The organism is Streptomyces sp. ID05-39B (genome assembly GCF_033794725.1).
GTDB lineage: Bacteria > Actinomycetota > Actinomycetes > Streptomycetales > Streptomycetaceae > Streptomyces > Streptomyces bobili.
In genome coordinates this window covers 1-6,928 of the sequence record NZ_JARGEF010000334.1, presented here as the reverse complement: position 1 = coordinate 6,928, position 6,928 = coordinate 1, and the positions used below count along the sequence as shown (strand labels likewise).

At 73.2% G+C, this 6,928-nt stretch carries 6 protein-coding genes; 2 read left to right on the top strand and 4 right to left on the bottom strand.

Features of this window, described 5'->3' with window-relative positions:
- Positions 1–1,482: ATP-binding protein (locus tag P1P75_RS38120; protein ID WP_319264050.1), on the bottom strand; the 1,482-nt coding region annotated here is incomplete at its 3' end.
- 360 nt (positions 1,483–1,842) lie between these two features.
- Positions 1,843–3,072: an MBL fold metallo-hydrolase gene (locus P1P75_RS38115; RefSeq protein WP_319264049.1), complete on the bottom strand. Its 1,230-nt coding sequence runs from the start codon at positions 3,070–3,072 to the stop codon at positions 1,843–1,845.
- A gap of 162 nt (positions 3,073–3,234) precedes the next feature.
- On the opposite strand from P1P75_RS38115, the gene P1P75_RS38110 reads away from it, so the two are divergent.
- Positions 3,235–4,425: a Glu/Leu/Phe/Val dehydrogenase dimerization domain-containing protein gene (locus tag P1P75_RS38110; protein WP_319264047.1), complete on the top strand. Its 1,191-nt coding sequence runs from the start codon at positions 3,235–3,237 to the stop codon at positions 4,423–4,425.
- 40 nt (positions 4,426–4,465) lie between these two features.
- Positions 4,466–5,086, top strand: a complete 621-nt coding sequence (locus tag P1P75_RS38105; protein ID WP_319264045.1) for a TetR family transcriptional regulator C-terminal domain-containing protein — start codon at positions 4,466–4,468, stop codon at positions 5,084–5,086.
- Between the two features lie 147 nt (positions 5,087–5,233).
- Here the strand turns inward: P1P75_RS38105 and P1P75_RS38100 are convergent, their stop codons facing one another.
- Complete coding sequence (locus P1P75_RS38100) at positions 5,234–6,019, bottom strand: SGNH/GDSL hydrolase family protein (protein ID WP_319264051.1); 786 nt, start codon at positions 6,017–6,019, stop codon at positions 5,234–5,236.
- A gap of 145 nt (positions 6,020–6,164) precedes the next feature.
- Entirely contained in the window at positions 6,165–6,878 is a 714-nt protein-coding gene (locus P1P75_RS38095; protein WP_319264044.1) for a DUF6250 domain-containing protein, read from the bottom strand.
- Positions 6,879–6,928 lie beyond the last annotated feature (50 nt).

The following is a 6,928-nucleotide window of genomic DNA, read 5'->3' as shown; positions in this document are numbered from 1 at the left end:
GGGGGATGTGTTCCGCGGTGGGACCGGGGAGTGGGACTGCGGCTGGGACGGGAACTGCGGCTGGTGGTGCGTCGGCGCCTGCGACTGGAGTCGGGCCACGGGCTGCAGCTGCGGGCGGGGCTCGGCCTGGGCCCGGCGCTGCGGCTGCGGTTCCCTGTGGGCCCCGGTCCGCCCCTGGGACGGCGAACGCGCACCGGCCTGCGGAGCCAGTTCCCGCGGTGCCTGCCCGCCCGCCGCCGCCACGCCGTTCCCCTCGGCCTGCGGCAACGGCGGTCCGGCCGGTCCGAGCAGGGCCTGCGGTACGACGAGTACGGCCTGGACGCCGCCGTAGATGTTGTTCTGGAGCCGGACCCGGATGCCGTGGCGGCGGGCCAGCTGGGAGACGACGTAGAGGCCGATGCGGCCGTCGGCGAGCAGGCGGCCGACGTTGACCTGGTCGGGGTCGGCGAGCAGGGCGTTCATCCGGCTCTGTTCCTCGACGGGCATGCCGAGGCCGCGGTCCTCGACCTCGACGGCGAGCCCGGAGGTGACCAGGTTGGCGCGCAGCAGGACCTGCGTGTGCGGGGCGGAGAACACCGTGGCGTTCTCGACCAGTTCGGCGAGCAGGTGGATGACGTCGGCGACGGCGTGCCCGCGGAGTTCGCCCTCGACCGGCGGGACGAGTTTGACCCGCGAGTACTGCTCGACCTCGGCGATCGCGGAGCGCAGCACCTCGGTCATGGAGACGGGGTTGCTCCACTGCCGCCGGGAGACGGCGCCGCCGAGGACGGCGAGGTTCTCGGCGTGGCGGCGGATGCGGGTGGCGAGGTGGTCGACGTGGAAGAGGCCCTTGAGGAGGTCGGGGTCCTCGATCTCGTTCTCCAGCTCGTCCAGGGTGGAGATCTCCCGGTGCACGAGGGACTGAAGGCGCCGCGCGAGGTTGACGAAGACCTCGAGTTTCTGTTCGCTGCCCGTCTGGCTGGAGAGCTGTGCGGCCTGGACGACGGCGGTGACGGCCCCGTCGTGGGCGCGGGACAGATCGGCGGCGAGCAGCTCGAACTCGTCGGCGTCACCGGGCGGGCCGCCGCGCGATGTGCGCTGCGGCGGAGGGTCGCCGCGGCGCAGCCCGTCGAGGAGGGCGCGCAGGTCGGCCTCGCCGCGCGCGCTGTTGCGGCGCAGGGCGGTGATGCGGTCGGCGACGGTGCGGGCGGCCCGGTCGGCGGCCACGGCCGCGACGACGATACCGACGCCGGTCACCGCGACGGCTCCGGCGAGTACGGCCCACAGGACGGGTCCCGGCCGGGCGCCGGTGGAGCGCACGGTGAACAGGACGACCGCGCAGGCGCTGAGGGCGACGGCGGTCGGGGGCAGGACCGCGAGGCGCACCAACTGCGGCCGTATGTGCGTCTCGGCCGGTGCGGGCGCGGGGCGGGAGACCGGTCGTCCGTGCCGTCCGCCCTCGCGGCGGTCTGCGCGTGCGGCGGGTGCGCGGAGGTGAGACATCGGTGTCCTCGTACTGTCCGTCGGGCCTGGGGCTCGCGTGGGGTGCGCTCCTCGGGCTCGCGCCATCGCGGTGTCGTTCGGGAGAGCGAGAGCCCTGTGCGCCTCTCCCTCCACGGCCACTCACAGTAGTTGCCCACCCATGATGTGCGAGGGGCAGTTGACAAAGTCCCCCGGTGAGCGTCCCGCTCTGGTATGAGGCTTCGTACGACAGACCGATAAACCCGCGAGAGGTTCGGACAGTTGGGTGGTGAGGTCGATCAGACCTGGTCACAGGTGTTCGGAAACGAACGACGGGGGTCGGGGAGCTGTTCGCTCCCCGACCCCCGTCGCCAGGTGGTCCGGTCCGGTACGGGCGCCCCGCTAGCCCGCCGGGACGACCTCCGGGGTGCCCCCGTCCTCGGCCGCATCCGTGGAAATGTCACGCACCGTATCGGCCATGGCCTTGGCTTCTGGCGGTACGTCGGGCCACCCGCCCGCCGGAGCGCGCGCCACGGCACGCCACCACGGCTCGCAGGGCACGGTCTCGGCGGCCGGCTCGAAGGGCTCGCCGGGGCGGGGCAGCGCGATCCGGGTGCCTGCCGCGCGCGCGGCGGCCAGGGTGCCCTCTCCCGGGTCGGACCACGGGTGCATGGCGAGATTGAAGGTGGCCCAGTGGATGGGCAGGATCGCCCCGCCCGGACCGCCCTGGAGGTCGAGGTGGGCGCGCACCCCCTCCTCGGGGGTCATGTGGATGTCCGGCCACAGGTCCGAGTAGGCGCCGATCTGGATCATCGTCGCGTCGAACGGGCCGTACGCGGCGCCGATGTCCTTGAAACCGTCGAAGTAACCGGTGTCGCCGCTGTGGAAGATCCGGTGCTCGTCGCCGGCCACGACCCAGGAGGCCCACAGGGTGTGCTGGGTGTTGCGCAGGCCGCGGCCGCAGAAGTGGCGGGCCGGGGTGGCCGTGAGGGTGAGGCCGCCGACCCGGGTCGCCTCGTGCCAGTCCAGCTCGCGGATCCGGTCGGCGGACACGCCCCAGTGTTCGAGATGGGCGCCGACGCCGAGCGGCACCGCGAACAGGGTGTCCGTGCCGGCCAGCGCCTTGACCGAGGGCAGGTCCAGATGGTCGTAGTGGTCGTGCGAGATGACCACGACGTCGACCGGGCCGAGCGCGGCCAGCGGCAGCGGGGCCGGATGCAGCCGCTTGGGGCCCGCGAAGGGGACGGGGGAGCAGCGCTCGCCCCAGACCGGGTCGAACAGCACCCGGTGCCCGTCGATCTCCGCGAGCACGCTGGAGTGCCCCATCCAGGTCAGCCGCAGGCCCGTGGCGGGTGGCCGGGCCAGGTCGGCGAGGGTGGTGGGATGCACCGGGATCGGGCCGGACGGGGAGCGGCGGGGGCGGGTGTCCTTGTCGAGGAAGGCCTTGGCGATGTCGAGCCCGGAGCCCGAGGGCCGGATCCGCGCGCCGATGCCGCCGGGGTTCTGGAACACCCCGTCCTTGAAGTGGGGTGATCTGCGGATACGCGCCAGGCGCTCACCGCTCGGGTCCGCGCCGAAGGCCTCGGGTTGCAGTGCGCGGAGCCCGGGGCTCAGGGAACGGAATCCGGCCACGGTACCTCCAGGTGGGGTCGCTGAGGCTTCCCATTATGGTCCGACGGTCCGACAAACCTCGGGGCGCCCTGGTACGGCACCGGCCACCGCGCGTTGACACGGCGCCTCCGCGCTCCCGATACTGATCCACTGTTCAGTAAAGGTCCTCGGCGAGGAGTCCGTATGACCGCCCCTGCGACCGCCCCCCTGTTGTCCCTCACCTGGACCGACCACGTCACCGGCCGCCGGGGCCATCTGGTCGTCGACCGGCTCGTGCGCGGAGTGTGCAGCGGTGGCCTGCGGATGCGGGAGGGCTGCACCCTCGAGGAGGTGACCGGGCTCGCCCGCGGCATGAGCCTCAAGGAGGCCCTGCACTACGACCCGGCGGCACGCTACGTCCCCCTGGGCGGGGCGAAGGGCGGCATCGACTGCGATCCCCGGGACCCGGCGTCGTACGGGCTGCTGGTGCGGTACCTGCGGGCGGTGCGGCCCTACGTGGAGAGCTGCTGGACCACCGGTGAGGATCTGGGGCTCAGCCAGGACGTCGTCGACCGGGCCGCGGCTGAGGCCGGGCTCGTGTCGTCGATCCAGGCCGTCTATCCGCTGCTCGACGACGAGGGCGCGGCCCGCCGGCGACTGGCGGACGCCTTCGCGGTCCGGGTGGGCGGCATCGGCCTCGGCGAGCTGGTCGGCGGCTGCGGGGTCGCCGAGTCGGTGCTCACCGCCCTGGACCGGGCCGGGGTGCCCTACGCCGGCACCCGGGTCGCGCTCCAGGGGCTCGGCACGATGGGCGGGGCCACGGCGCGCTTCCTCACGCGCGCGGGACTGACGGTCGTGGCCGTCGCCGACGTCAAGGGCACGATCGCCAACCCGGCGGGCCTCGACGTGGAGGCGCTGTTGGCGGCGCGGGACGCCCACGGCACCGTCGGACGGCACGCGTTGCGCCCCGGCGACCGCGAACTGCCGGGCGACGCCTGGCTGTCGGCCGACGCGGAGGTGCTGGTGCCGGCCGCCGTGTCGTACGCGATCGGGCCGCACGAGCAGGCGCGGATCACCGCCCGCTGGATCGCCGAGGCGGCCAACATGCCCGTCCTGCCCGAGGCGGAGGCGCTGCTGCACGCGCGCGGGGTGAGCGTGCTGCCGGACGTCGTCGTCAACTCCGCGACGAACGCCTGGTGGTGGTGGACGCTGTTCGGCGACATCGGCGCGGACGCCGACGAGGCGTTCGCGTACACACGCCGCTCGATGCGCGCCCTGGTGGAGCGGGTGCTGACGCGTGCGGAGGCCGACACCACGACCCCGCGCCGGGCCGCGCACGCGATCGCCGACCAGCGGCTGGCGCTCATCACGGAACGCTTCGGGCAGCACCGCTGAGGGCGTCGGCGCAGGTCGCGGGCCTGTGTAGGGTGACGGCGTGGCAAGGGTCCGGTTGAGTGTGGCGGAGCGGCGCGAGGATTTGCTGCGGGCGGCCATCGAGCAGATCGAGGCGCGGGGCGTGGCGGCGGTCAGGATCGCCGACGTGGCCTCGGCGCTCGGCGTGAGCAACGCGCTGGTGCTCTACCACTTCTCCACCAAGGAGCGGCTCGTCGCCGACGCGTTCGCCTTCGCCGCCGAAGCCGACCTGGCCCGGCTGCGCGAACTGCTCGGCCGCCGTACGACCGCACTGCGCCGGCTGCGGTCTGCGGTGCGCTGGTACGCCCCCACCGGGCAGGCCAAGGGCTGGCGGCTGTGGATCGAGGGCTGGGCGGTGTCGCTGCGCGAACCCGCCCTGCGGGACGTCGCCCGCGGTCTCGACCGGCGGTGGAAGGCGGCGCTCGCCGAGGTGATCGCGGAGGGGGTGGCCGCGGGAGAGTTCTGCTGTCCCGACCCGGCCGGGACGGCCCTGCGCCTGACGGCCCTCCTCGACGGTCTCGCCGTACAGCTCACGTCCTACGACGGTGCGGTGTCCCGGGCCCGTGCGCGGGAATGGGTGGAGGAGGCGCTGGACCGGGAACTCGGGCTGGGGGCGCGGACATCGAGCGTCCAGGAGCCCTGAGGCCGACGGCGGCCGGGTCCCGCGCAACGGCTCGGCCGAGCGCGTAGCACCCGGACCGGGTCGCACCGGGGGCGCCACTCTCGCGGGCTCACCTCCCTGGTGGAGCGGCCGGCCGGACCTCGGCAACGACCGGCCGCTCACTCTGGCTCACGCCACGGACGCGATCCGCAGCTTGATGTCGTCGGGTGAGAGCGTGCCCTTGGCGGTCACGTGGTCCCCCGAGGACTCCCCGCGCAGCCGGCGCCCGATCCACGGCACCAGATACTCGCGCGCCCAGTGCACGTCGTCGCGCCGGATCTCCAGGGTGCCGCGCGGCGGGAGCAGCGGCCAGGGCTGCTCCGGGTCGGCGGGTACCTCGAGGCCGAGGATTTGGCCGGCGCGCAGTGCCACGCGTGTGTGGCCCTCCGCGCCGAGATGCAGCCGGTCGCCGTCCCAGGCCCGTCGGTCCTGGATGGACTTCAGCGACCACAGGTCCAGGACCGGACAGCCGTACCGGTCGGCGACCGCGCGCACGTGCCCGTTGTAGGTGGCGATCTTGCCGCGCAGGTGCTTGAGCACGGGGACGCCTCGGGTGTCGAACCCGGTGGTCACCATGACGGTGCCCGCCACGGAGGTGAGGGCCGCGATCGCTCGTTCGAAGCGCTCGGCGACCTCGTCGGGGTCCGTGCCGGGCCGGAGGATGTCGTTGCCGCCCGCGCAGAAGGAGACCAGGTCCGGCGCCATCTCGACCGCCCGCGGAAGCTGGTCCTCCACGATCTGGTCGAGCAGCTTGCCGCGCACCGCGAGGTTCACGTAGCCGAAGTCGCCTTCGGGCCGCCGGTCCGCGAGCAGTACCGCGAACCGGTCGGCCCAGCCGACGAACGCCCCGTCGGGGCCGGGGTCGCCGACGCCTTCGGTGAAGCTGTCCCCCACCGCCACGTACGACCCGATCACTGAACTGTTGTCATTCTTCGAATCGTCTGCCACAACCGCTCATGATTCACCTTCGAATGTGACTTACGCGACCGTAGGCAGGGGTTGACGGTCGGTGAGATAAGCCACTCCTAAAGACTTGGCCAATGCGGGAATAACGCCTTCCTCAGCCGCGTCGGTGCAACGACCACACCCGGAAGTCGCTGATCCGGAAATGGCTCCAGGTGGTGCGGAAGGCGAAATGCCCGGCGGTGTACGGCTGCGGGTCGGTGTGGTCGAAGACGAGCCGCCCGTTGTTCCACCAGCGGACGGTGGAGTCGTCGGAGACGATGCGGACATGGTGCGGCGCGTTCGCCACCAGCAGCGGCTCGGTGTAGTCGAGGAGCAGCGGCCGCACCCCCGGCTGTCCGACGTAACGGCGCAGCCTGGTCGTGGTGTTGGTGTTGGCCCCGTAGCCCGAGTAGTACGTCCTGAGGTGGTCGTACTCGGCGAGGGCGCCGCCGCGCGGGGTGGCGAAGAGGTCGTCGGGGGAACGGGCGTCGACGGCGTTCCAGAAGTTGTTGAGGTCCGAGACACGGTCGTTGACGCCGCCCGCGGAGACCGGGACGGCCGTGTACTCCAGGACGTAGGGGCCTTCGAGCCGTTCCCTGAACCAGATCGTGGCGCCGGCCGGCACGTCGACCTCCAGGGTGCCGCGGGAGGCGGTGACGGTGCCGCCCTTCTCCAGCTCGACGGCCCACCGGCCGAGGCCGTGGCGGAAGTCGTCGTGGGCGATCGGGCGGCGGTGGCGGGGCGTGGCGCTCGCCGCGGTCGCGGGGGCGAGGGCGGCCAGCGCGGCACCGGCGGCCAGGGCGCCGAAGGTTCTGCGGGTGGTGGTCATGGGAAGCGGCTCCTTCAGGGAGTGGTGGGGCGAGCGGGCGTGGTGAGGAG

Bases quoted from the DNA above. Each gene is read 5' to 3' on its own strand.
- P1P75_RS38110 (WP_319264047.1), top strand. From the start codon at position 3,235: ATGACCGCCCCTGCGACCGCCCCCCTGTTGTCCCTCACCTGGACCGAC.
- P1P75_RS38095 (WP_319264044.1), bottom strand. From the start codon at position 6,878: ATGACCACCACCCGCAGAACCTTCGGCGCCCTGGCCGCCGGTGCCGCG.